21 protein-coding genes are annotated in these 26,191 nt (G+C 40.5%); 7 read left to right on the top strand and 14 right to left on the bottom strand.

Features of this window, described 5'->3' with window-relative positions; genetic code table 11:
• Positions 1-2 precede the first annotated feature (2 nt).
• The 8 genes from ACTJKC_RS22245 to ACTJKC_RS22210 all read right to left on the bottom strand — a co-directional run bounded on the left by ACTJKC_RS22245 (position 3) and on the right by ACTJKC_RS22210 (position 9,851).
• Positions 3-1,103 carry an efflux RND transporter periplasmic adaptor subunit gene (locus tag ACTJKC_RS22245; protein WP_440795433.1) on the bottom strand — a complete coding sequence of 367 codons (1,101 nt, stop codon included), beginning with the start codon at positions 1,101-1,103 and terminating at the stop codon, positions 3-5.
• Positions 1,104-1,117: 14 nt separating this feature from the next.
• On the bottom strand, positions 1,118-4,402 hold the full coding sequence (locus ACTJKC_RS22240) for an efflux RND transporter permease subunit (RefSeq protein WP_440795431.1): 3,285 nt from the start codon (positions 4,400-4,402) through the stop codon (positions 1,118-1,120).
• 13 nt (positions 4,403-4,415) lie between these two features.
• Positions 4,416-5,807, bottom strand: a complete 1,392-nt coding sequence (locus ACTJKC_RS22235) for a TolC family protein (RefSeq protein WP_440795429.1) — start codon at positions 5,805-5,807, stop codon at positions 4,416-4,418.
• A 346-nt stretch (positions 5,808-6,153) separates the two neighbouring features.
• A complete protein-coding gene (locus tag ACTJKC_RS22230; RefSeq protein ID WP_440795427.1) occupies positions 6,154-6,573 on the bottom strand; it encodes an SRPBCC family protein in 420 nt (139 codons plus the stop codon).
• A gap of 116 nt (positions 6,574-6,689) precedes the next feature.
• Positions 6,690-7,211 (bottom strand): protease, encoded by a 522-nt coding sequence (locus ACTJKC_RS22225; protein WP_344849926.1) that lies wholly within the window; start codon positions 7,209-7,211, stop codon positions 6,690-6,692.
• A 144-nt stretch (positions 7,212-7,355) separates the two neighbouring features.
• On the bottom strand, positions 7,356-7,481 hold the full coding sequence (locus tag ACTJKC_RS22220) for a hypothetical protein (RefSeq protein ID WP_440795425.1): 126 nt from the start codon (positions 7,479-7,481) through the stop codon (positions 7,356-7,358).
• A 27-nt stretch (positions 7,482-7,508) separates the two neighbouring features.
• Positions 7,509-8,549 (bottom strand): SGNH/GDSL hydrolase family protein, encoded by a 1,041-nt coding sequence (locus ACTJKC_RS22215; protein WP_440795423.1) that lies wholly within the window; start codon positions 8,547-8,549, stop codon positions 7,509-7,511.
• 213 nt (positions 8,550-8,762) lie between these two features.
• A complete protein-coding gene (locus ACTJKC_RS22210; protein WP_344849930.1) occupies positions 8,763-9,851 on the bottom strand; it encodes an AI-2E family transporter in 1,089 nt (362 codons plus the stop codon).
• 186 nt (positions 9,852-10,037) lie between these two features.
• Here ACTJKC_RS22210 and ACTJKC_RS22205 point away from each other — a divergent pair, with 186 nt between their 5' ends.
• Complete coding sequence (locus ACTJKC_RS22205) at positions 10,038-10,856, top strand: alpha/beta hydrolase (RefSeq protein ID WP_440795421.1); 819 nt, start codon at positions 10,038-10,040, stop codon at positions 10,854-10,856.
• Here ACTJKC_RS22205 and ACTJKC_RS22200 read toward each other — a convergent pair.
• On the bottom strand, positions 10,853-11,215 hold the full coding sequence (locus tag ACTJKC_RS22200) for a response regulator (RefSeq protein WP_344849935.1): 363 nt from the start codon (positions 11,213-11,215) through the stop codon (positions 10,853-10,855). The genes ACTJKC_RS22205 and ACTJKC_RS22200 overlap by 4 nt on opposite strands.
• Positions 11,216-11,524: 309 nt before the next feature.
• Between ACTJKC_RS22200 and ACTJKC_RS22195 the strand changes: the two genes are divergently transcribed.
• Positions 11,525-11,779 carry a hypothetical protein gene (locus ACTJKC_RS22195; RefSeq protein WP_344849937.1) on the top strand — a complete coding sequence of 85 codons (255 nt, stop codon included), beginning with the start codon at positions 11,525-11,527 and terminating at the stop codon, positions 11,777-11,779.
• A gap of 68 nt (positions 11,780-11,847) precedes the next feature.
• On the opposite strand, the gene msrB is transcribed toward ACTJKC_RS22195, so the two are convergent.
• Positions 11,848-12,357, bottom strand: coding sequence for a peptide-methionine (R)-S-oxide reductase MsrB (gene msrB / locus ACTJKC_RS22190; RefSeq protein ID WP_440795418.1), 510 nt, complete (start codon positions 12,355-12,357; stop codon positions 11,848-11,850).
• Positions 12,358-12,564: 207 nt separating this feature from the next.
• Here msrB and ACTJKC_RS22185 point away from each other — a divergent pair, with 207 nt between their 5' ends.
• The 5 genes from ACTJKC_RS22185 to ACTJKC_RS22165 all read left to right on the top strand — a co-directional run bounded on the left by ACTJKC_RS22185 (position 12,565) and on the right by ACTJKC_RS22165 (position 18,003).
• A complete protein-coding gene (locus ACTJKC_RS22185) occupies positions 12,565-13,461 on the top strand; it encodes a LysR family transcriptional regulator (protein ID WP_440795416.1) in 897 nt (298 codons plus the stop codon).
• A 102-nt stretch (positions 13,462-13,563) separates the two neighbouring features.
• On the top strand, positions 13,564-14,541 hold the full coding sequence (locus ACTJKC_RS22180; protein WP_440795414.1) for a YeiH family protein: 978 nt from the start codon (positions 13,564-13,566) through the stop codon (positions 14,539-14,541).
• Between the two features lie 257 nt (positions 14,542-14,798).
• Positions 14,799-16,973 carry an alpha-galactosidase gene (locus ACTJKC_RS22175; RefSeq protein WP_440795412.1) on the top strand — a complete coding sequence of 725 codons (2,175 nt, stop codon included), beginning with the start codon at positions 14,799-14,801 and terminating at the stop codon, positions 16,971-16,973.
• A gap of 286 nt (positions 16,974-17,259) precedes the next feature.
• Entirely contained in the window at positions 17,260-17,616 is a 357-nt protein-coding gene (locus tag ACTJKC_RS22170; RefSeq protein WP_440795410.1) for a VOC family protein, read from the top strand.
• Positions 17,617-17,652: 36 nt separating this feature from the next.
• Positions 17,653-18,003: a cupin domain-containing protein gene (locus ACTJKC_RS22165; protein WP_440795408.1), complete on the top strand. Its 351-nt coding sequence runs from the start codon at positions 17,653-17,655 to the stop codon at positions 18,001-18,003.
• A gap of 164 nt (positions 18,004-18,167) precedes the next feature.
• Here the strand turns inward: ACTJKC_RS22165 and ACTJKC_RS22160 are convergent, their stop codons facing one another.
• From ACTJKC_RS22160 to ACTJKC_RS22145, 4 genes are all read right to left on the bottom strand, one after another.
• The gene (locus ACTJKC_RS22160) at positions 18,168-18,512 is read right to left on the bottom strand and encodes a lipocalin-like domain-containing protein (RefSeq protein WP_344849950.1); all 345 of its coding nucleotides are present in this window, start codon (positions 18,510-18,512) and stop codon (positions 18,168-18,170) included.
• 189 nt (positions 18,513-18,701) lie between these two features.
• Positions 18,702-20,894: an alpha-N-acetylglucosaminidase gene (locus ACTJKC_RS22155; RefSeq protein WP_440795406.1), complete on the bottom strand. Its 2,193-nt coding sequence runs from the start codon at positions 20,892-20,894 to the stop codon at positions 18,702-18,704.
• A gap of 76 nt (positions 20,895-20,970) precedes the next feature.
• Positions 20,971-22,737, bottom strand: a complete 1,767-nt coding sequence (locus ACTJKC_RS22150) for a RagB/SusD family nutrient uptake outer membrane protein (protein ID WP_344849954.1) — start codon at positions 22,735-22,737, stop codon at positions 20,971-20,973.
• 17 nt (positions 22,738-22,754) lie between these two features.
• Entirely contained in the window at positions 22,755-26,132 is a 3,378-nt protein-coding gene (locus tag ACTJKC_RS22145) for a SusC/RagA family TonB-linked outer membrane protein (protein ID WP_440795404.1), read from the bottom strand.
• Positions 26,133-26,191 lie beyond the last annotated feature (59 nt).

Raw genomic sequence — 26,191 nt, 5'->3', positions numbered from 1 at the left:
AGTTATGGTTTAATCCCCATTCCTTCATGCATTTCCTCTGTTGGTTCTGCCACTAATTTGTCACCTTCTATTAAATTTCCGAACACTTCAACCTTATCATCGGTTTCCCTGCCTTTTTTTACAGCTACTTTAACCGCTTTATTATCAGCTACTTTTAATACGAATAATCCTTCGCTGGTGTCTAATAAGGCCTTTTTCGAGATGATAAAAGTACTGGCATTGGCCGGAAGCGGAATATTCAGTTCTGCTACCATGCCCGGCAACAAAACTTTCGAGGTATTTGGTACGTCCATTTCTACCCGTTCTGAACGTAAGCGCACATCTAAGGCGCCTGATAAACGTTTTACTTTCGCTTTAAATGTTTGGCTGGGTAACGATTTAACAGTGAAACTGATTTCGTCGCCAGCTTTTAAATATCCGGTGTAAACCTCTGGAATGGAAACCGCCAAACGCAGGTTTTTCTGGTCCTGCAAGGTAAATAAAGGTAAGTCAGAGCCTTTTCCTGTCGGACCAACATAAGCGCCTAAATTTACATTTCTGGCAGAGATAATCCCACTGAATGGTGCCCTGATGGTTAAATAATCTTGAACCGAACCTACTTCTTTATATGCTGCTTTTGCGGCTTCGAGTTGCGCCAGGTCTGAATTTTTCTTGGCCATCGCCTGGTCAAGATCGTTGGTAGAAATGGTGCCGGGGGTTTTGCTGGTTTCGTATAAACGGTTATAATTCGCTTTACTGGCAGTATAGATAGCTTCCTGAGCTTTAATTCTTGATTGTGTTGCAGCCAGTTGCGAAGTCATTTCTGGTGCTTCCAGGGTCATTAATAACTGACCTTTGCTCACTTCCGAACCGATATCTACTTTTAGCGATTTAACGAAACTGCTTACTTTAGCATATAGGTCAACCTGTTGATAAGCAATCAGTTCACCTGGTAAGCTGAGTTGTGTGGATAGTTTTTCTTTTTTAAGATCGAAGGTGGCTATGCTTACTTCTTTTTCTTTTTTTGCCGCAGATTTTGATTCTGAATGCCCACAACCGTATATGGCTGTTAGCATTAAAAATCCGGTACTCAATAATCCTGTTGAAAATATCTTTGTATTCATTTGTGCTGATGATTTTATTCGTTTTCTTCTAAACCTTTAATGTAGTGGATGCTCTCTGTATCTTCGGGATCAAGCGACATCGAATCGGTTGTTTGTTTGCCCTGAACCCATGCAAATACCAGCGGCAATATAATCAATACCGCGAATGTTGAGGCCAGTAAACCGCCGATAACTGCCCTGCCCAGTGGGGAAACGGCTCCTCCACCTTCGCCATGACCGATCGCCATAGGCAACATACCGGCAATCATGGCAATACTCGTCATAATGATCGGGCGTAAACGTAAAGCTGCTGCCTCGCGTGCTGATTCGAGCGCATTGCCATTGTGTTTCCTCAGTTGTTCTGCATTGGTAATCAACAACACCGCATTGGCAATGGATACCCCAACCGACATGATAATCCCCATGTACGATTGAAGGTTTAGTGTTGATCCGGTTAGGGTTAACAACAATAAAGACCCCAGAATTACAGCCGGTACGGTTGCTAAAATAACCAATGGCACTTTAAACGACTGGAAGTTTGCAGCCAGCATCAGGAATATAACCACAATGGCCACAAATAAGCCTGATTGTAAGCTATCTAAGGTATCGCCCAATACCTTGCTCATTCCAATTGCGGTAACATTTAATCCTCTTGGCAATTCGCCCAGGTTTTTAATGGCTTTATCCATATCTTTTGATGCAGTTCCCAAATCGGTATGGTAAAGGTTTGCCGTTACCGAAAGGAAAGGCATGGCTCCAATGTTATCATTTTCACCGGCAGTGGTATCTGGCGTAATTTTGGCCACATCACTTAACACGGGACGGGCCGAGTTTTTCAATAATGGAATTTCTCCGATATCATCCTTACTGGTCATCTGGTTAAGCGGAACCTGCACCTGCACATTGTATGGCAAAGCTGCTTTTTCATCCAGCCAGATATTTTTATCTGTATAACGTGATGATGAGGTAGAAGCAATCAACGACCTCGAGATATCGGCCATATCTACACCAATCTGCGCAGCACGGGTCCTGTCGATATCAATATTCAAAGATGGATATTTAATCGGCTGGGCAATCTGAACATCCCTCATGTAAGGGATTTCTTTTAATTCGGCCAGTATTTTGTTGGCATATTGTTCGTTCAGTTTTTTGTTTTTTCCGGCAATGCGGATTTCAACAGGAGTAGGAGAGCCCTGGCTCAACACCTTGTCTGTTAATTCGATAGGCTCGAAAGAAAGTTTAACATCTGGCAAAAGTTTTTTGATTTTATCCCTGAACACATCCTTAAAATCGTCCATGTCTTCCTCAAAATCTTTTAAACTTACCTGGAAAACGGCTTCATGCGGACCAGCCATGTACTGATAGATGGGGTTTACAGAAAACTGCGATGGATGCTGGCCTACATATACGGAAGAAATACCCACATGTTCAGCACCGACCATTTTTTTGAGCTCGGCCAATACCACATTTGCTTTTTCTTCAGTACGTTCTAAACGTGTTCCATCGGGTGCTCGCAAACGCATCTGGAACTGGCTTGAATTTACCCTGGGCAATACATCACGGCCAATATTGATCAATAACAGGGCAGCTGATCCAATAATTAGTACCAGATAAATTAACACAACAGATTTCCGGTAAGGGAGTATGCGATCAAGAAAACGCATAAAACGGTTCCTGAACTTATCAAAGAAGCCTATTTTGCCATCGCCACTAAAATCTTCGCGTTCTACCAGAACTCTTTTTTGGTTCAGGGTATCTTTTTCCGATTCGAGTGTAATGCCGGTTGCTTTAAAATCTGCCTCATCCTGTGTAACGCCCGGATGGTGTGCCTCGCCTTTTTTAGGGTGAGCAATCATCAGCCAGTTGGCCATAATCGGAACGAAAGTTTGCGATAACAGGAACGAGACCACCATAGAAAAACCGATTGCCAGTGCCAATGGCAGGAATAATGCTCCGGGGATACCGGTCATGGTAAAGGCAGGTGCAAATACGGCAAGGATACAGAACAGGATCAGCAATTTCGGGAAAGCAATTTCCTTACAAGCATCCCATATAGCCAGGGCCTTGGGTTTGCCCATATCAAAATGCTGGTGGATGTTTTCTATCGTCACCGTTGATTCATCTACTAAAATACCGATGGCTAGAGCCAACCCGCTCAAAGTCATGATGTTAATCGTTTGTCCGAATAGTTTCAGGAACAAAACCCCTGCAATGATGGATGTCGGGATGGTGAGGATCACAATCAAGGCTGCACGTTTATCGCCAAGGAAAAGTAAAACCATTAATCCGGTTAATATGGCGCCGATTGCCCCCTCACTGATCAAACTTTTTACCGCATTGATTACATAAACCGATTGGTCGAACTCATATGAAAGTTTAACATCTTCCGGCAATGAATTTTGAATGTTTGGCAGGTTTTTCTTTAAATTTTTCACCACATCCCAGGTAGAAGCATCTCCTGATTTGGCAATGCTTAAATAAACCGAACGTTTACCGTTGATTAAAGCGTAACCAGCCACCAGATCGGCGCCATCTTTAACAGTGGCCACATCGCGAAGCTGTAAATTCTGTACACTGCCTTTAAATAGCGGAATGTTTTCAAAATCCTTAACTTTTTTGATGGTATAATTGGTTGGCGTAAGGTAGTTTTTATCGCCAATTCTCACATTTCCTGAAGGTGCTGTCTGGTTATTTAACCTGATGGCTTCCACCACCTGATCTACCGTTAAATTATGCGAACGGAGTAAGGAAGGATTCACATTGATTTCTATCGTACGCGGACTACCACCAAATGGGGCAGGAGAAAGTAAACCCGGAATGGCCGAGAAACTTGGACGAACATAAGTGTTTGCTAAATCCTGCAATTCGTTGTTTGTGCGTATCGGACTACTCAATACCAACTGACCAACTGGTAGTGAAGAAGCATCGAAACGGATGACGAAGGGAGGTTGCGAGCCCGGCGGGAAAATGGCCTGCGCTCTGGTAGAAAGCGCACTAAGCTCGGCTGCGGCCTGGGCCATGTTTGTACCCTCATAATAGGTTAATTTCATCAGCATTAAACCCTGCGTATTTTTGGTTTCGATACTCTTGATACCGTTTGCAAAAAGCAGGATGTTAACGTATTGCTTACCGAAATAAGCCTCCATTTGATCGGGAGTGTAACCGCCGAAAGGATGGGCAATATAAATTACGGGAAGGTTCATTTGTGGCAGGATATCAACCTTGATCTGGTTGATGGCCCCAATACCGAAAAAGAACAATCCTGCTACTAAAACTAAGATGGATATGGGTTTGCGGAGTGCGAAACGTATTAAATTCATTTATATAGCCAGATTAAAATTCGTTGATAAATATGTCGTAATTGCCCAAAGCTGCCGATTTTAGCAGCAGCGCCTGCCATACATTGGTAAAGGCAATATCCCGGTCTGTTTCGGCCCTGTTTAGGGTAAAAAGTGCCTGCGTAAGATCAACCAGGGTGGTTAATCCGTTTTTGTACAGGGTGTTTTTTTGTAGATAAGCGTCAGATGCGGCTTTAACCTGGATAGGTGCTTCCCTATAATTGGCCAATGCATTGTTCAGTTTAGTTTCGGCCAGTGCCAGTTGCGCCCTCAATTGCTGATCTACCATGTTGTATTCTTCTTTCAGACCCGCGCTAATGTATTCTTGTGCACGTACTTGCGGACGATTTTTAAGTAGAGTAGATAAATTCCAGGTCATTCCTATGCCAATCAAATAGTTTCCGCGGGTGGGATTTATACCATCTGCATAACTGGTAGAATAAGCGCTCTGATCCAGGGCGTAACCCGGGCCAAAACCCGATCCCCTTCCTTGCATTACACCAAAAAAAGTAAATGTAGGGTAATAGAGTTTTTTGAAATAGTTAACCTGTTGATTACTCACATCTACCCGGTTTTGATAAAACTTTAAAAGCGGATGTGAACTTTTGACTGCAGTATCTTGCAGCAGATTACCTGGAATACGCGTAATAGAAGCGGTATCAAGATCGTAAGAGGTGGCCGTTAAACCCATTAAAACCCCTAAACGGTTGGCTTGTTCCTGCTCAAGGTCTTTTGCCTTAGTTAAAGCAATTTTAGCATTCGAAACTTCGGCTTTAGCAAAGGAAGAATCTACTCCTGCAATTAAGCCGTTTTTAGCCCTGATGATGGCGGTGTTTTGAAAGGTAATGGCACGATCGAGATTTTTCTGTTGCGATCTGGTTAAGCGCTGGGCAGCCAGTAAATTTAAATAAGCAGCAGATACGCGGATTTCCTGCTGGAATTTCTCCTGCTCCAGATCATTTTTATCCCTTTGGTAGGCAGCATTGGCCACTTTTATGCGGTCGCGGATTCTTCCGAAAGTGAAAAAGTCCCAGTTTACATTCGCTAAATATAATCCGCCAAATGCAGCATTCCAGTTTTGCTTATCTAAAGATGGACCAGATGAAGCAGTACCTAAGCCACCTAAGCCATACTGCGGACCGTTTTGGCCATTAATGGTGCCATAATCTTGCTGGGCACTTAAACTAAAGTTGGGGAGATACTCTCTTCTGGCCTGTTGTACAGAAGATTTTGATGCATTTGCATAATTATCTTTTGCCCTAATGGTGCCGTAATTGGTAATGGCGGTGTTAACAGCTTGTTTTAAGCTAAGTGTTTGAGCGCTTGTACCAACAGAGAAACTAATAAATAATAATAGTGAAAAATAAAATAAAGATATGCGTGGCATAGTGTATAATTTACACGGCAAATGTAAATTATGGCCGCAATATCAAAGTATTCAGTTCAAATCAAAAATTATGCGAATCAAATAATAATCGAAATGTTACTTAATGACCAATAAAAACACCCTTTTAACCAATTTTGATTAATCAGTTATCATGCCGAACCTCAAAATAAGACAAAAGGATTACAAAAAAGTGCCACCTTCATTTTGAATGATCATCCGTTGCTATGAACATTTACCAGTCAGGTCGTCATTTCAAGCGGAGTGCAACGAAGTCGAGAAGTCTGTTTCTAGGCAGATCTCTCCACTCCACTGCGTTCCATTCGAGAGGAGGGCGTTTATGAAATTATTACCCCTCTTCCGTATATTTTTTAAAATTATTCAGGATAGCCTGCCATCCGCCACGTTGCATTTCAACCGGATTGGTCGATTCCGGATCAAAAGTTTCAATCACCCTGGTCTGTTCGCTTAGGGGCTCGAAAATGACACTTACATTTCTACCATCTTCCAGGCTATATTCAATTTTTTTGTTGGTATCAACCGTAGTATAAGTTCCGCCAAAATCGAAACTGATGCTGCCATCTTTTGCGGCCATGGTACTTTTAAATTTACCACCTACTTTTAAATCATTTTCCGAATATGGAGTATGCCAGTCTGGCGAAGCAAAACTCCACTTGGTAATGTGATCAGGATTGTTCCAGAATTCCCAGACTTTTTCTACCGGTGCATTTACTGTTGTTTCTACGGTGATTGCTGTTGTATTTTCCATTTTTTTGTTGTTTTAAATTTTATTTAAAGTTATTGGATCTTTTACAACCGCAAAAGTGTAAATGCGACAAAATTAGGGGTGAAATGCTTCGGATAATTTGCTGGAAAAACTGAAAATTAATGTAATTCGGTATAGATAAAGGTTACCGTATCTTTCGATACCAGTCCGCTCATATTGCCACCGGTATAAATTACTTTGTAACTCGATCCTTTTTTCAAATCGTAAGCTTTAAGCAAATCTGCGTTTGCAACCAGGCTATCTCCGGCATTTACTTTCGAATAACTGGATGCAGGTGGCGGCATTACTCTTTTTGCCATCGCCCCTTTGTACTGTGCTTCTTCTCCTTTTTCGTCGGTGATGCTTAAATAACTGCTCATTAAGGGCTCAAACGGGGTATGCCAGATACAGAAACTTTTAGCAGTATCACTGTTATTGTACACCACAAACCTTAATAATAGTGGATCGCCGGGGGCAACATTACCATTAATTTTTATTTTGGCTTCAAGCGAATCTGTTTTTCCTGATGTAGTAGCCTGTGCTGTGCTGTCGCTTTTGCTGTTTGCCGTATTTCTTGTGGCTTCGCTACAGGCTGAAAATAAAACCAGAAGGGCAGGGATAATTAATTTGATGTTTTTCATGAGCTGTTTTTGTTATATAAGCAAATAAGGATGGATATTGTTTGCTCTAAACTAAATCGATTAAGTAGGGTAATTTTAATTAACCGGTTAACCGTTTGAAAAGTTGATGTTCGATCGGTATGGATTGTAAACCCATACTAACAGTTAATTATTGTTTACCAGAAAATAAGCAATACGGCAGGTATATCCTGTAGATTTTGGATGGTGATATTCGCTGGTACGCACACTTAGTTTATGCTCACCACCTCCTAACTGGTCGCCTAATAACAAATACCAGGGTAAATGCAGGCTTGCGCTTCATTGCGTGTACAGATCAATTATTTTTTCTTCTCCGCCATCAATCCGGTAGTGCAGCATGCCGGCATCAGGTCCTGATAAAACGGCGATACCTACTGCATTGCCTTTAAAAATGAAATCGAAGCTACTGTTTCGCGTGCTGCTTTCCAGTACAGGGATATTTACGAAACCAGGCCTGGCTTCTAAACCGTCAGCAGGTTTCCAGTTTTTGTTAATGCTAAAGGTATTCAGGTTTTCTGCCGCGCTAATGTTTACGTATTGACCTTTGGTATAGGCAAATTTATCAATGATTTTAGGTACACCAGAATCTGCTTTTTTATTGGTGTTCTTTTGGTTTTCTTCGAGGTAAGTTTTAATGGTATTAAAATAAAGCTGTTGTCCGAAAGGCGCAGGGTGAAGGTCTTTAAAATCAGCGGCCCAGGTAAATTCCTTGTTGGCAATGCGTTTATCAACTTCTAAAGCCAGGTTTATAAATGGCAAATGGTAATATTCGGCCAAATCGCTGTGTACTTTTACTTCAACCGGTGTTTTATCTTTATCGAAATCATTGTTTTTATCTTCATCGGCAAAAGCCATCATTACAATATTGGTTTTCGGGTTTTTGCTTAGCGTATGCCTGATGATACCCTCTAAAGCGCGACGTTGAGTTTGTTCTGCCGTTTTATTTACATGATCATTAACGGCAGATTCTACAAATAATAAATCTATTTTCCCGCTGTCGAGCACATCACGCTGCAGGCGGAAAGCATGTGGTAAACTACCTAATGAAGGAATACCTGCATTGATAAATTTAAATTTTGTATGCGGATAGGTTTTAGTTAAATAATTGCAGGCTAAACTACGCCAGCCTTCCATATTGGTAATCGATCCACCTAAAAAAGCAATAGTTACAGGTTCCTTTTTATCTATTTTTTCGGCAAAGTTGGTGCTGTAACCGTTAAATGTGATAAATGAGGCAGATTGAAGTTTGTTTTGGGCAAAACTTTTAGAAATTAGCGCCATAGCCAATAGCGTGAGGCACAGAAAAGAGCTTAGTTTCATGGTTGTTTGTGTAGCCCAAATGTAATAAAACAAATCGTCATTTTGAATTTGAGTTTATTGCATAAAATCGATATGACCTACAAAAAAATCCTATCTATAACTTCCACAATTACCGTCATTTCGAGCGTAGCCGAGCAATCTATCTCAATATAGATCTCTTCACGTTGCCATGCCAAGGAGATGATGAACTTCCCTTAACTAAATCTATAAACTTTATGCAGTTGTAATTTTCTTCCTCCTGAACCTTTTCATCTGGCCCATATGCTCTGTCGGGATGTTATCGCCCAGCAGTTTACCCCAGGGTTTCAGTCCGTCAATCCGGTCGAAAATGATTTTTAATACTGCGATAAATGGGATGGACAGGAACATGCCCGGTATGCCCCAAAGTGCGGCGCCCATTAGTACAATTACAATAGAAATTAAGGCATTAATCTGTACCTTGCTCGAAACAATGCGTGGTACGAGAATATTATTGTCGATAAACTGGATTAAAGCATAAGCCGCAATAATTAATAACTGGGTGGTAAAACCATCTTTAGTTAAGGTGGCCATCAATACCGGCAATGCAATGGCAATAATACCACCAATATAAGGGAGCAGGTTTAATATGGCGCCGATAACGCCGATGAGAATAGCATTTTGTACACCGAGGATCAATAAAGCTACAGAGTTCATTACTGCAACAATAGAAGTTTCAATCAATAAACCAATAATATAACTTTGTATGGCTGCTTTCGTTTCGCCCAAAATCTCTGCAACTTTTTCTTTGTTCTCTTCCGAAAATACTTCGTAAATGAAATTGAGGATCAGTGTTTTATATAACAAAATTAAAAAAGTATAAACCGGAATCAGGAAGACCACACTTAAAACACCCATTAAGCCGCTAAGTGTTTGGCCGATCAATGCTTTACTGCCATTCGCGGCATCATTAACCATTTGCATCTGCTTTTGTGTAGAAATACCAAAGGTGGTTTGTAACCAGCTTCTTATTTCTTCAAGTAATTGTGATAATTTATGCTTAATGCTGTCCAGGTCATCAAAAAAGTGGGCCACCTGCGAGGATAAAAAATAAAGTACCCCTGCCACAACCAACAAACCGATCAGCATGGAAAGGATAATGCTTAATATTTTTGGCATTTTTCTTTCGAAACGGTTGGTGAGCGGGTTAAGTAAAATGGCGATTAAGGCCGCGAAAGCCAATGGTACCAGGATATCTCGCAGTACGCTCATCATAAATACTATAATAACCAGGCCTAAAAGGATTACAGGCGCCTTGATGTAAAATGGATAGGTTTTATTCATGTTTTGCAGGTTCATCCGTTCAACAACCATAATGTAACAAAATTGTTTTAAAGTTTTATTTCTTTTAGAAGGCGGATTTATACACAGCAAGTATCATTTTTATTTTTAATTGTAAGAAATTGTAAAGAATATGGGGTTATTTTATAAATTTAGCATCGTATTGCCTGACCATATTATAATTTGATAATGAAAAACCACTTTTTACTCACCGTTTGTTTGTTTTTATTTACAAAAATAGTTTATGCTGCCGAAGTAGATACCGCTTTAACCTATAGCAAATCGATGAAAAAAAATATTAAAGCTGTGGTAATTAAGCCCGATAGCTACAAAACCGGAAAATCTTTTCCTGTAATGTACCTGCTTCATGGTGCGGGAGGCAATTATGCCGAATGGGTTAAAAAAGTACCTGAAATTAAAAACCTGGCAGATGAGTACCAGTTCATTATTGTATGTGCTGATGGAAATGTAACCAGCTGGTATTTTGATAGTCCGGTTGATCCTGAATGGAAGTACGAAACCTATGTTGCCAAAGAACTTGTAGGGTATATTGATGAACATTATAAAACTATAGCCGAAAAAAGAGGAAGGGCGATAACGGGATTAAGTATGGGCGGCCACGGGGCGCTTTATCTGGCCATTAAACATCAGGATGTTTACGGTGCTGCGGGCAGTATGAGCGGTGGGGTTGATATTAAACCTTTCCCGAACGGATGGAACATTCCGAAAAGACTGGGAGCGGAAGATGAATTTTCTGAACGCTGGAAACAACACAGTGTGATTGACCTGGTGAATCTGATTAAACCCAAATCATTAGCGATTACAATCGATTGCGGAACAGAGGATTTTTTCTATAAAGTTAACGTGCGCCTTCATGATGAACTGTTGTATAATAATATTCCTCACGATTTTACCACAAGGCCAGGTGCCCACAATTGGGAATACTGGGCAAATGCCATTAAATTTCAGAGCGTTTTTATGAATAATTTCTTTAATCAGAAACCTTAAGCTACGAGCTGAGCGCCTACTTTATTAATCAGGTTATTGATATCAAATGGTTTGGCTATAAAATCGTTCGGGTGGCAAACATGGCTTTTCATATCGCCCAGGGTATGGCTGGCTGATATCATAATTACAGGGATATGATCTGTTAATTTGTTCTTTTTAAGTAGATTACAAAGATCACGCCCGTCCAGCACGCCCAGCATAACGTCGAGTAAAATTAAATCTGGCTTAAAATCCGTAATCCTTTGATTCAGCTTGCTTGCATCCCATAACCCATTTACCTCGTAGCCTTCCGATCCTAAAATCAGTTCTATAACCTCTAATATCTCCTTATTATCATCAACCACCAATATCTTTTTCATTTCCTTATCCTCTAATTTAGATTAACGTATTGTAAATAAATGCGTTCTGTATAATTAAACAAAGGCATTAACTAAAAGTTTCAGTCTTTTTATATTCGTTTATAAGTATGTGATTAGGATGGCTGTGAAGCCTTATTTTGATCTTATTTGCCTGCTGTGGTTAGAATGATACGCGTTGAATTAAAATTAATACATGATTTTAGGCTAAAAATTAACTTTTAGATTACATGAAAAATAAAGCGTTACCATATTTTTGGCTGTTCTCGAAATGTTATTCATAAAACAGGAAACGAAGATTTAAAACCAAAAATGAAATACTTAGTCAAAGAAATCAGTGAAGGAAACTGCGATATTACTTTATTGCCGGAAAACCTGAATGACAGAAATCTTTTAGCCGAAACTACAAAAAGCGTTCAGCAGAATTATCAGGAAGCTATCCAGGCGCATTACGAACATGCATTGAAAAACGAAGTTCATGGCAATGCGGCATTTGTTTCCTTAAACAGTGAGGAAAGCAATTATCCGAAAAGAGTAAATGTAAATTACCAGATTATCTTAAGCTAAAAAGATACTGATCTGTAAAAAAAAAGGCTTTCTTAATGGTAAAGAAAGCCTTTTTTATTTAAGCCTGTTTACTGTGCGAAACCATCAGGCTCAAAGTCAAGCGCGATCGAATTCATGCAATAACGTTTATGGGTAGGAGCAGGCCCGTCGTCGAAAATATGCCCTAAATGCGAATTACAACGGCCACATTCTACTTCTGTGCGTTCCATACCTAAACTGTTATCTTCTTTGTAAATGGTGCTTCCCTTACGGATGGTTTCAAAAAAACTTGGCCAGCCGCATTCACTGGCAAACTTAGCGTCCGATTTAAACAAGGCATTGCCACAAACAGCACAATAGTAGGTTCCTTTCTGGTTGGCGTTCCATAACTTTCCTGTAAAGGCCCTTTCTGTGTTTGCTTCCCGCGCTACCGCATACAAAGCAGGAGATAAGATTTTTTTCCATTCCGAATTTTTAACATTTAATTTTTTAGTATTGGTGCGGGAATAATATGGGTTTTTTATTTGAGTCTTGGTTTCCTGACTACTGGCATTAAACCCAAAACTTAACAGAAATAATAGTGCAATTAATATTTTCATTGTATGTGTTTTTATATGTAAATAAACGAATAATAAGCTTAAATGGATTTGGTTAAGTTAGTCCGTAGTCTTTAGTCCCAGGTCTGGAGTTAATTGTTTGCACAGGCAAATTTCTTATTATCATTGGTTATAAACAATCACACCATTAACCAGTCAACCAATAACAAATAAACCAGATTTTATATACTTGTAAATATTTATAAGAATATGCTCGATTTCAGATTGCAGGTTTTTTATGCCGTGGCCAGGCGCCTTAGTTTTACCCGTGCGGCGGCTGAACTTTTTATTTCGCAGCCTGCGGTAACCAAACACATTAAAGAATTAGAAATACAGTATAAAACAACGTTTTTTGAACGTAGTGGAAATAGAAAAATAGCACTAACCGCTGCCGGAAAGGTGCTGCTTGCTTATGCCGAACAGCTAATTGCGGTATATGGCGAGCTGGAATATGACCTGAACCTGCTGAATAAGGAACATGGTGGTGTGCTGAGGATAGGGGCCAGTACAACCGTTGCGCAATATATCCTGCCAAAAGTGCTTGCACTGTTCCATAAAAAATTTGGGTCGGTAAATGTTCAGTTGCTAACCGGAAATACGGAAGATATCGAACAGGCTTTGTTGGCCAGAGAGGTAGAGATTGGCATTATTGAAGGTATTTCGCGTAGCCCGCAAATCAGTTATGAACCTTATCTGCGTGATGAAATTGTGCTGGTAGCCGCCTCAGGAAATACTAAAATCAGAAAGGATATTTTAAAACCCGAAGAGTTGCTTAATTATCCGTTTTTATTAAGAGAACCGGGGTCTGGCACACGCGAAGTAATTGGTGTGGCATTGGCTAAGCAACACATTAAACTTTCTGACCTGAAAATGGAAATGCAGCTGGGTGGTACGGAAAGTATTAAATCGTATTTGAGCCATAGCGATTGTTTAGCTTTTGTTTCTATTTACTCGATATTAAAAGAAATCAGGGATAACGAACTCCGGATTATTGATGTAAAGGGATTAAATATCGAACGGCCATTTCATTTTATCCGCCAACACGGCCAGGCTTCTTCGCTTGCAGAATTGTTTATCCGCTTTGCTAAAAAACAAAAAATACATTAATTAAATGTGTTATTTAATAACTTTTAGTTATCGATCATTCGTAATTGTGATTTAAAAACAGGTTTATTGTTATGGATATTTGAATATCAAAACAATAATGAAATGAATATTCATAGTCATTCTGCCCAATCTGATGAGGGGCTTATTTTCAAAGTAAATCCATTCACTAAAAAAATTGTATTTACAGGTTGCATAATACTTTGCCTTACCCCATTTGTAAGTCCAACAGTTGCGCTTTTGCTAGGTTTTGCTGTTGCCCAGTTTACCGGCCATCCTTATATGGCGCTTAATCATAAAGGTACCAGTTTATTGCTTCAGTTTTCTGTTGTAGGGCTTGGTTTCGGGATGAACGTGCATTCGGCGCTTCAGGCAGGTAAAGAAGGTATAATTTTTACCATATTCTCAATTATCGGGACGCTGGTTATGGGGTATTTTATTGGCAAATGGCTCTGTATCGATAAAAAGACTGCTTACCTCGTCTCGTCAGGTACGGCCATTTGTGGCGGAAGTGCCATTGCCGCCATTTCACCCGTAATACTTGCAGGAGAAAAGCAGGTTTCTATAGCTTTAGGCTGCATATTTATTTTTAATGCCCTGGCGCTTTTAGTTTTTCCACTCGTAGGGCATTATTTAAACCTTTCGCAAAGCCAGTTTGGCCTATGGTGCGCCATTGCCATTCACGATACCAGCTCGGTGGTGGGAGCAGCCAGTAAATTCGGGGCAAAAGCCCTGGAGGTGGCCACAACCGTTAAACTGGCACGTGCGCTATGGATTATTCCTGTAGCTTTTCTGTCTACCTTTTTATTTAAAAACCCATCCAAAAAAATCAGTTTTCCCTATTTTATTATCTTGTTTGTACTGGCCATTGTAGCCAATACCTATCTGCCGGCCATTGCCGCATGGCGTCCTTATTTAATCTCTGTTGCAAAGGCAGGGCTTACCCTTACACTTTTTTTAATAGGGGCAGGGCTATCGCGGAAAATATTGTTAGCGGTAGGTTTTAAACCTTTGCTTCAGGGTTTGTTGCTGTGGGTAATGGTTTCTTTAACAGCGCTTTATGCGGTAATGCATTTGGCATAGAAATTCAGATACAGTTAAAAAGTCTTTACACCATCCGGTTATCATCTAAATATTTTGTTTCTCATTTGGCTACCGGTCATCACAAATTAATGTGCTGTGGTATATCTTAGGTTAAGATCTTATCTTAATCCGTTAATAGCTGGTTAGTCTTTTGTTTAGTGTTTGTTAAATTTGTTTACTGATGTTGCTGATGATCTAACCATACAGAATGCGGCTTTACATCATTATATCCTTTAACAAACAAGCATCTCTTACAAATGAAGTATAGAAACAATCGCGGTTTTTTGATATTTGCCCTGGCCATATTTTACCACTTAAATTTAAATGCACAAAAAATTATAATCGGTACCGAGAAATCAGCATTGGTTTACAGCGTAAATAAAGACAAACAGTTAAACCAAATTTACTTTGGTACTAATCTGCTTGATTCTGCCTCCTACCGGAATATAAATGCATACGAATTACCAGCCTATGCTACAGGTGGGGCTACTTATCTTCAGGAGCCTGCTTTAGCCGTAACACATGCAGATGGCAATATGTCGCTGCAGCTGGCTTACTTATCAAAAGAAATAAGGAATGTAGATGATAACGTGATTGAAACTAATATCCGGTTAAAAGATCCGGCATATCATTTTTATGTAACCCTGCATTTTAAGGCTTTTCAAAAAGAAAATATTATTGAAACCTGGACGGTTATCGAAAATCAGGAGAAAGGTGATGTGTTGCTGAACCGTTATGCTTCTGTATTTTTAAATTTCCCCGGCGCTACCAATTACCTTACACGTTTTAACGGCGATTGGGGAATAGAGGCGCAGATGGAACAATTTCTGCTGCCAAATGGGCTTTACAGCATTCAATCTAAACTTGGTGTTAAAACTGTAGAAAATGGCCTGTCGTCATTTATGCTATCGAAAGAGCAGCTTGACGACGAAAATAAAGGAGAGGTTTTTGGTGGCTCACTGGCCTGGAGCGGTAATTTTGATCTACAGTTTGAGACTTTTAAAAACAACTCACGACTTGGAGAGGCACTGAAAGTGATCTGTGGCATTAACGCCTATGCATCAGCCTATCGCTTAAAAACCAAGGAAAGTTTTTCGACACCGCATTTCATCTTTACCTATACCAACGGCGGGCAGGGTCAGGTAAGCAGAAATTTTCACCATTGGGCAATTAAAAACGGCATCTGGAAGGGAGAACAGCACAGGCAGACCTTATTGAATAATTGGGAGGCAACTTATTTTAAATTTAATCAGGATACACTTGTTAATTTATTTGATGGTGCGAAAAAATTGGACGTCGATCTTTTTCTACTGGATGATGGCTGGTTTGCAAATAAATATCCGCGTGATAATGATAAAGCCGGACTTGGAGACTGGGAAGTGAATAAGAAAAAGCTAACCAACGGAATAAGTTATCTTGTAAAGGAAGCAAAAAACAAAAATATTAATTTTGGGATCTGGATAGAACCAGAAATGGTTAATCCTAAAAGTGAGTTATATGAAAAACATCCTGATTGGCTTTTAAAAGCACCAAATCGTCCTGAAGATTTGCAGCGTACCCAGCTGGTACTCGATCTTAGTAATCCGAAAGTTCAGGATTTTGTGTTTGGTGTGGTGGATAATTTAATGCAGCAATCGCCCGGTATAGCTTACATGAAATGGGATTGCAATCGCGTGATGAGCAATCCATATAGCGTTTTTCTGGGAAAAGACCAGAATGCCTTATTTGTGAAATACACTCAGGGACTTTACCATGTATTAAACCGGGTGAGAGCCAAATATCCGGATCTGGAAATGATGCTTTGTGCCAGTGGAGGCGCCAGGGTAGAGTATGGGGCACTTAAATACTTTCAGGAGTTTTGGGCAAGTGACAATACCAATCCGTTAGACCGCATAAAGATACAATGGGGATATTCCTATTTCTTTCCAGCCTTAACCATTTGTAACCATGTTACTGACTGGGGCAAGCAGTCCTTAAAATTTAAGCTGGATGTGGCAATGTCGGGCAAAATGGGTTTCGATGTGCAGGTAAAGAAAATGAGCCAGAAGGATATCGAATTTAGTAAAGCGGCAGTAGAAAATTATAAGCGATTACAACCTTTAATCAATTATGGCGACTTATACCGCCTGGTATCTCCATATAAAACGAATAGTGCCTCTTTAATGTATGTAGATAGTACTAAAACTAACGCTATACTTTTTGCTTATAATTTAATGGTGAGCGAGGCACAAAATTATCCGGCCATCATCTTAAATGGTCTGGATCCGAAAAAGAAGTACAAAATTAAGGAAATAAACCTGAGGGCAGAGGCTAAACCGCAGTTTACTGAAGACGGGCAGGTTTATAGTGGAGAAAGTTTAATGAGCTCAGGATTAAAGTGGTATTTGTTCCGTAGTGAAACAAGCTCGATATTAACATTAGAGGCTATTTAATTATACACGTGATAATGTTGTTTAAATATGCCCTGGGCTAATTAAATGCGCTAAATTGAAATTTATTTTTCAGCAGGCATAAATATAGAATGATCCTTAAATCAAAACAGTTATATGCCTCAATTTTAACGATTTAAGATGTATTACGACCAGTAACTCAACAATCTGGCAGATTATTTTAAAGAAAACCATCGCCGTAAAGGTTTTTGTGTAAGGGAACATGATTTATTGAATTTTTCGAAAAGGATAAGGTCATTTATCGGTATTTTTGAAAAAAAGAAATATTATGAGCAACAACCAGCAGAAACTTAAGCACCAGCAGGTGCAGTACCTTGAATTTCTCTCACGCGATCTGGAGAAGGTAAAAGCATTTTACACCGGGGCGTTCGGATGGAATTTTACCGATTACGGGCCGGAATATACCGCATTTGAAGGGGATTTTGTGGACGGAGGTTTTACTTTGGGTGAGCCTTCGAAAGGAAGTATCCTGGTTGTTCTTTACTCAGAGGATTTGGAAGGAACCAAAACAAAGGTGCTTAACGCAGGAGGGGTGATTTCAAAAGAAATATTTGATTTTCCTGGCGGACGCAGGTTCCAGTTTCTTGATCCTGATGGTTATGAACTTGCCGTTTGGTCACTGTAAGAATGAACTCAGGCCCTATTTTAAACTAAAATAAAAATGACTAAGACCATCCCTCAGCTTACCGTAATTGATATTGGGCAGGAAACTGCTGGTATAAGCAGCTATAAAAATATTCCGCTTTCTCTTTTTAACGACCATATAGTAAGGGTAGGGGTAATGACAGAATCTTTTTACTGGCACTACCATCCTAACAGTGATGAAACTTTTATGGCCATTGAAGGCATTTTATTAATCGATCTTGAAGACCGTACGGTTGAGCTGAAACCAGGACAGCTGTTTACCATTCCTGCAATGGTTAAGCATTGCACCAGACCGCTTGACGGGCGATCGGTTAACCTAACCTTTGAGCTTGCAGCAATGGAAACGGTTCGATGTTATGCAAGCTAGATTACAGAAAATAACATTCCCTGTTTGCTTTCCTTCTACTGCAAATCATTCCAGAATAACTTTTTATGCAACAAACCTCCTGTCGTCAGGAAAGTGGACTGATTTTTCTGCGGGTCTGAATCTGGTAAACATCGGAGCGGGATGTTTAACTTAAATAAACTGCATTATTCAACTTTCTCATATTCCAGTGTTCCGATTTTGTCGCTGCTGATGATCCTTTTTTTAGCATCAAAATACTCCACGTCAAATTTGATGGACACAATACTGATTCTGACCGTTAGTTTTTTATTGTCTTCGGAAAGTTTCCATTTGCCGGTACGTGAATTGTTTCCGTTAATCCCTTCAAATTTACCACCTTCCATAAACACCTGGTACACATTGTCTGGCGTTTTTACCACGCCATTTGTCGTCTCCTTTACCAGTTTCCATTTTCCAATAAGTTCTTTAGAGGTTTGTGCCTGGCTTACAAAACCGGTAACACAAAGTAAAAAAGTAATCAGGATTTTCATATACTATAGATTTTTGTTCCAATTTAAGGATAATAAAAATAAACAGCCAGTTGTTTTTAATTTATACAATTGTATTCGCGAGCGGATATAAAAACTTACTGCAGGTAAAGGCGCGCAGAAAATACAACGCCCAAAATCAAATGATCTTAGGCGTTATATTGATAGAAGAGTTATGATTCCGGATCTATTTTAATTAACCGATGCTGCATATTTATGCAACAGTTCTAAACTAAGCTGATAACTATTGCCTTTTGGTTTATCGGCATATTTTTGTTTTTCTAAAAGCCATTTATCTTCAAAAGCATACGTTTTTAGCTTAAAAGCTTTCTCATCAAATTTGTTTCCTTCTTTAGCACTCAGTAAAACATCATCCAAAAACATTTGCCATCTTTTTTTGTAAAAACCGCCTGTTAAGCCCGCCCAGCTGCGGTTGCCATAGTCGTTTAGCGAGCGTTGTTTGCCACCCCATACGGTAATCAGCATTCTGGCGTCCTTTTCGTAATAATCCTTTTCACGGGCATTTTTACCGAGTTTTCTGGCGTCAGCTATCCATTTTCCTAAAAGCATGCTTGGTTGCGTGGCCAGTAATTTATCAAGGTCATCAATCAGGCTTAACATCTCTTCTTTCTTTTTGGTCATTTCCGCAATGTCTTTTTTTTCATAAGCTGCTGTAAAATCGTCTCTCAATGTAATAAAATGATTGCCCAAAACCTGCCTGCCGATGTTAACCACATCATAATTGAAAGATTGATGGCTGGGATTTGGAACAGCAAGCATTTTCTGCCATATTTCGAAAAGTGCTTTGTTACTATAACTAAACTTTGGATTAGGAGTCCAGTGTACGGTACCCTTTAAACTTGGTTTTGCGTTAACCAAAATCCCCTGGCCCAATTGTGAAGGCTTGTTGTAAACTTCTTTTACCAGGTTATTCCATGCGATTTGATTTTGTGTGTTTACACTGCCCAACCGCCTGTTTGCCCAGTTATTTGTCCAGTTATCAACGTCTGTTTTTCCGGTGCTCCATGCTTTTTCAAATACATAATCGTACATAATGGGATTAACATCAAAACCTTCGAGGGTAGAGCCTATTCCGGTTAAATTTGCACCACCGTTTTTAAATGCATTTTCCATTCTGTCTTCTACTGTTTGCAGGTTGCCAACCAGCATACTGTTGCCGCCAAAATTACCCAGGTAGCACCAGATATAAGGTTGATTAAAATAAGATTCGGTGAGTTTCCATACTTCTGTACTTTCGGCATAATAATCCAAAAGTGTCATTTTATCCTGTGGTACGGCCCTTACAAACGCTTTAATGCGCTCATTTGTCCAGTCTTTGCGCATAAAATAAAATACCCAGGTCATTTGCAGCCACTCAGCGGATGGATCTACAGATTTCATCGAGCTATAAATTACATCCGCAGCACTGGCCAGGTATTTTGGCTCCCAGCTGGGTGGCGTTACTTCGTTAAATGGATCAGCTCCATAAATGTGGTCTGTACCAAATTCTTTGGTCTGCTCTTCTAAAAAAGCAGTTTGTATCTGTTTAAATAAAGGGTCGAAAGGATCGAGGAAGTGGCTGTAATATTCTTCACTAAATCCTCCCCAGGTACCCAGATCGGTAATTTTTGCATTGGGAAATTTGGTTTTAATGGCCTGTGGAACATGCCCGGCAAAAGCTGGCAAAATTGGTTTCATGTTCAGTTCACGTTCGCGTTTAACAATTTTCTTTTGCAGTGCGAGTTGATTCTCCAGCCACGATTTAGGTAATGGACCGTCCCAGTGGTCAATGTTCGACATGCGGTGCCAGGGCAAAAAAGCCGGTCCCGTAAAATAACCGCGGATCTGCTCATCGCTTAAGCCCATTTTTGTCCATACTTTGTACCAGATGGCCTCCTGCCCGGTAATGGAAAGTGGCATGTTGATGCCGTTAAGCGCCATCCAGTCTATTAAATGTTCCCAGTCTTTCCATCCCCACCAGGGCATGGTATAGCCAAATGTGCAATAATTTAAAAAGAAACGGTTTTTAACCCTGGCTTCCTGGTTAACTTTGCCCGCTAATACAGGCATTACTTTCGGAAGGTCAATTTTATCGTCTTTATACCACGAAATTGAGGTATTGCAATAATATTTGAGGTAGTGGTTAAGGCCATAAGCCATAGCGTTATAGCTGTTCCCTTTTACAAGCAGCTTGCCATTTTCACTTTCCAGCTGGAAAAAATCTTTTCCATTATTGCCTGGTATTTGTTCAAAAATGATGTTTTTGGCGTAGGGTTTGGCTATCCTTTTTGCTAAATCTTCGATAGGGGTAGCGGCATTGGAAAATAAGCTGGTAAAAAAGAAGATGAAAAATAAGTAGGGAAGTGGTTTTATGGGTTTAGTCATTTATGATCGTTTATTTAACCGTGTTTTATTAAAAAAAGGGGCGGCTACAGGGCACACCCCTTATACTTTCTGTTTATTATTGGAGCGTAGGGTCGAAAGTGCCTCCCCAATCTTTGTTCTGCTGTAGTTTATTGGCGTTTGCGATAATACTCTGCTGTATCGGAGCGAAATAATATTTATCGGGAACAACATTTATTTTATTGCCTGATTGAGGTACAGCCAGTGGAACATATTTAAAATTTTCTTCTAGCAGCTGGCTGGCCTGACCAAGCGATCTTGCCTTTTCCAATGCCATTTCTGTACCATCAGCCTCTATGGCTATGGCTTCCAATCCGGTTTTACCTTTATTATCCAGTAAACTGAACATCCGCCATCTTCGCAGGTCGTTAAACCTGAAACCTTCAAAACATAGTTCAATGTTTCTTTCGTCCATAATGGCTTTGCGCATTTGTTCGCGGGTATTTGCCACAATACCGTAATTACCGTCGGTACCAGGTTCAATGCCTGCCCTGGTTCTAATCTGCTTCAAAATATCCAGTGCTTCTGCCAAATGGTTGGTTTCGTTCGCCGCTTCTGCATAATTGAGCATTACTTCTGCATAACGCATTAATACATAATCAATTCCGTATTGTAATACTGTGGCCTGGGTTAAGCTCAGGTCGCAGTTTTTCAGGATAAAGAAGCCGGTATGTACGTTGTTATTGGTAGATCGGTCAGGCGAATTTGGGTTAATTCCGTTGTTATCCAGCGCATTGGCAATACCTAAAGCTGTGTATTGGCGATAGCCTGTAACGGTACCGGCAACAGGATACGTTTTTGCATTCCACACCATCGATTTTTCAAATCTTGGGTCTCTGTTTTTCCAGTACGATTTTAAAAAATCTGCATCAGAAACCGTGTATTTGCCAGAAACATCATTGTATAGCTTTCCATCCTTCATGGGGAAAGCCTTAACAAACTCTAAAGTTGGACCGGCTACCACATTTCCCCTTGATAATGATAAAGGGCGTGCACCATTGTCCCAGCTGGCTGTTTTATCAGGAAACTGATTGATTACGGAAAACACCACTTCCGTATTACGTTCAGCTAGTGCAATGTTGGCATAATCACTTACCAGTTTATAACCCTGCGATTTTAAATCATCATAAGCTTTTTTATTTACCGTATATGCATCGGCCCAGTAAGCATTATCCCATGGATTACCCGGATTAAATTGCGGTGAAGCTTTGTAAAGTGCCATTCTGGCTTTAAAAGCTAAGGCAAAGTTCCCGTCAATTCTTCCCCAGTTTGCTGCGGTGGGTAAATTACGTTTTGGCAATAAAGTAATGGCCTGGTCTAAATCGGCATTCATAAAATCGAAACATTCTTTAGTGGAGTTGCGGGGCACGTTTAGCTCGTCGGTGTACCTGTCCTGAGGGATTTTAATATAGGGCACTCCGCCATAGGTGCGCACCATGCCAAAATAAAAGTAAGCCCTTAAAAAATAAGCTTCCCCTAAAATCCTGTTTTTGGTGGCCTCGGGTAAAGTTCCTTTCGGAATGTTTAAAATGGCCTGGTTGACCAACCTAACGGGATTATAGTTCCAGTTGCCCAAACCTCCGTTGGTAATGGTTACGGCATCTTGCGGAAAAACAATACCCGATAACTGGTCGCTGTTGCGATCGGCACCCACATTCCAGTTGCCAAATGCTGTAGGGTAAATATTGGTTAAATAGGCATCGGCAAGCAAGGGATCATTCCAGATCTGATCAGGGTCGTAAGCCGTTAAATTATCAACATCGAGTGCTTTTTTGCATGCCGAGAACAAGGTAACGGCTATGAGGAATAGAAATATCTTTTTCATTTTTTTAAAATAACCGGTTAAAATTTAACATTTAGGCCCAGGGTAAAGGTTTTCATAATGGGGAAGGAATCATAGTTATTTTGTTCAGGATCCTGAAACTCTTTCATGGCTGAAAAGGTTAATAAGTTGGTGCCATTAAAATAAATCTGTGTACCGGCCAGTCCGGCTTTGCTTACCCACTTTTGTGGCAAATCGTAAGCCACATTGATGTTTCTTAAACGCAGGTAAGAACCATTAACCATCCAGAAACTCGAAGTCCCCGTGCCGGATTCCTGCCAGTTCTGGCCAACAGGCCTTGGATATTTGGCATTAGGATTTTCGGGTGTCCATACATCGCCGGCCCATATCGGGTAATACGTACGGAAATTACCACCATGCTGGCGCATACCACCCCCTTCCTGGTTACTGATCACCTTATCGTAAGCACCCACGCCCTGTAATAATGCATCTACAGAAAAACCTTTCCAGTTAACCCTGAAACCAAAACCAAAATTTATTCTTGGCAAAGCATTATTGCTCAGCACCTGAAAATCATTGTCGTCTATTTTATTGTTGGCGCCGGGGGCATAAGCATCACCACGTAAATCCTCGTAAAGAATGGCACCCAGATAAGGTTTTCTGCCATATTGTAAAAATCCCCTGGCGTTTAAGGCATCCAGCTGTTCCTGTGTCCTGATTAAATCAATGGCTTTTAAACCGATAATCCTGTTGTTTGGCTGACCGATTGCATTACGCCAGGCGTTTGCGCCACCCGGCAAATAATCCGCACTTTGATCCAGTACATCCCAGCGGTCTTTTGCATAACCTAAATTGCCAAATACCGAATAAGAAACTTCGCCAACCTTATCCTGCCATTCCAGGTTAAAATCTATTCCCCTAAAACTTCTGGCTGCATAGTTTTCTGGTGCTGTACCTTGTCCGAAACTTGCCGGAATGGTAACCGACCGGGTTCCCAGGATATCTTTCATGTTGTTTAAAAAAGCATCAACGGAGCCGGTTAGTTTATTGTTTAACAGACCAAAATCCAGGCCTAGGTTGTAGTTATAAATGGTTGCCCAGGTTTGGTTTGGACTGGGGATATTGCCCGGCGAAACGCCGCGGAAAAGGGTATTGCCAAAAATATAGGAGTTGCCGTTGCCATAGGTTTGTTCAAAGCCAAAAGGACTAAGTGTGTTGTTATCTGTAGTGACTAAATTTCCGGTTGTACCATATGATGCGCGTAGTTTTAAATCACTCAGCCATTTTACATGATCTTTTACGAAACTTTCCTGAGATATTCTCCAGCCTGCAGATACAGAAGGGAAGAAACCCCATCTTTTAGTTTCAGCAACCAGCGGCGTTCCATCGTACCGGAATGAAAAATCAACAAGGTATTTTTCGTCAAAATTATAGCCCAGCCTGCCGATCCATGCCATGTTCGAAATCCATGAGTTGAAGGCGTTTCCACCGTTAACGCCAATAGCTTCAGTTGCATTACCAGTTCTGTTGCCGGCCGAGGTGGAGTAGGCAAACATCTGGTCGATACTCGCTGTAGGCGCATATCCGGTAGTGGTAATGTAAGTGGTTTTAAATTCCGATTGCTCGAATATAGCCTGTGCAGTTACTTTATGTTTATCGAACGATCTGTCGTAATTTAAAAAGCCGTTTAGCTGGTACCGCCAGGCATTGTTCATTTCATAACTTAAGCTTGGCTGGGTTTGACCAAAGGTATAGGTATTTGTTCTTGCCGGATCTGGCGCTGCCGGAATAAAACGGTTGCCGCTTGCCTCTTTCGGAATAAAAACATAGTTTTTTTGGTAAGTAATAAATGTTTTCCGCATGTAATCTACTGCCTCGTAGTTTCCAACAACTTTGGCAGATAAACCTTTGGTAATGGCATCTAATTTTACATTAAACGTTAAAATAGGGTTAAACTGCCTGTTTTTAGTGTCGATATACCGGTCGCCATTCACCTGATCGATAACACTCCAGGCCTGAAAACTGCCTAACGGGGTTTGCACCGGAAATGCCGTAACATGATTGGCAGGGGTGCCATCAGCCTCTGTATAAAAAGGATATAGTTTGGTCCAGTTAAAGGTTACGCGGTAAAAATCACCCACGTTAAAATCATCGGCAGAATCGCCCTGCCAAAAAAAGCGCCGGTTGTTTTGCTGGGAGGCCGATAAATTCAAATTCATCGAAATGGCATTGCTCAATTGGGTGGTAACATCCGATCGCAAATTGAATTTTGCGAAGCTTACATTGTTATAAGTGCCCTGCTCATTGGTATAACCCGCCATGGTGTAATAAGTAATTTTATCACTGCCGCCATTAACACTAAAGGCATATTTTTGAGAATATGGATTGCGCCACACATAATCGTTTACGTTGTAGATCTTATCCTTAAAATAATCAAATTCTCTCTGGTTATTGGGCTGCACATAAGGGGTTGTTCTGGGGCCTTGTTCCCATTCAAACCTGGTTACCCTGTTTTGATAGGTGAGCTCATCAGCGGCTGTTGTAATATCGCCAAGTGGCGTTTGGGTAGTGGTAGATAATGTGTTGGTTGCCTGAAAATTAAACTGAGGCTTTTGCACCTTACCTGTTTTAGTGGTTACCACTACCACGCCATTACCCGCCTGTGCACCATAAATTGCAGCAGATGCCGCATCTTTTAAAATACTGATCTGATCTACCTCATTCGGATCCAGCGCATCAAAAGAAGCTTTGTTTTTTATTACTCCATTAATAACATACAAGGGTTCCCTGAAACTTCCCCTTACACGGATACTGGAAGTGGCACCCGCAAGGCCTGAGCTGTTGGTAACCGTAATGCCCGGAGCCCTGCCGGCTAAGGCATTTGAAAGATTAGAAACCGGAATAACAGCAATTTTATCCATTTTTACAGAAGACACTGATCCTGTAATGTTTCTCTTCTTTTGCGATCCGTAGCCTACTACAACAACTTCATCCAGGTTGGATTGAGGCACCATTTTAATCACCATACCGGCCGAAGCTTTTACTTCGAAAGGCTTATAGCCTACGTAAGTAACAATGATAATGGCGCCATCTTCGATGTTTTTGAGCAAAAACCGGCCATTGGCATCGGCCAGGGTAAATATTTTGGTTCCTTTAACCGTAACGGTTGCTGCAGGGATGGGTAACCCGTTTTCATCTACAACTTTTCCGCTTATATCAAGAAAATTGGCCTTTGAGAACTCATTATTGAATAAGCTGGCTTTTTCCAGCCTGGTTTTTCCCATATCAATTTTCGGTAATAGATTTTTAGCATTAGATTGCAGGCTAATCAGGGCAAAAGATAAGGCCAAAATTAACCACCGGTTTTGGGATAGTTTCTTAACAGGTAACCACTCTGCACATTTGTGTGAAGAATTGTGTTGTTTAATTAAAGACATAGTTTTGTTGGTTATGTTATTTGGTTTTTAAACTATTTAAGGGATTGATTATTTAAATA

This window comes from Pedobacter sp. 22226 (genome assembly GCF_052045455.1).
GTDB lineage: Bacteria > Bacteroidota > Bacteroidia > Sphingobacteriales > Sphingobacteriaceae > Pedobacter > Pedobacter jeongneungensis.
Note: the sequence above shows the minus strand (reverse complement) of the source record. Positions and strands in the feature narration are given on the sequence as shown.